General features: G+C 60.9%; 1 protein-coding gene. It reads left to right on the top strand.

Translation table 11 applies throughout. The annotated features are described in order from the left end of the window. On the top strand, window positions 1–207 hold a 207-nt coding region (locus Q0937_RS17960; protein WP_299306383.1), incomplete at both ends, for a DDE-type integrase/transposase/recombinase.

The raw sequence follows: 207 nt of genomic DNA, 5'->3' as shown, positions 1-207 counted from the left end.
GACCGACGAGGGCAAGTTCTATCTCTGCGCGATCAAGGATGTGTTCTCCGGCCGGATCGTGGGCTACTCGATGAGCGACCGGATGAAGGCTTGTCTCGCGGTGAATGCCCTGGACAACGCGATATCCAGGCGCCGTGACGCCGCCGGTTGCATCGTGCATTCGGATAGAGGCTCTCAGTTCCGGTCACGGAAGTTCGTGCACGCCCT

This window comes from uncultured Brachybacterium sp. (assembly GCF_947500705.1).
Classification (GTDB): domain Bacteria; phylum Actinomycetota; class Actinomycetes; order Actinomycetales; family Dermabacteraceae; genus Brachybacterium.
The sequence above is the reverse complement of the archived record's forward strand: the minus strand, read 5'-3'. Positions and strand labels throughout refer to the sequence as shown.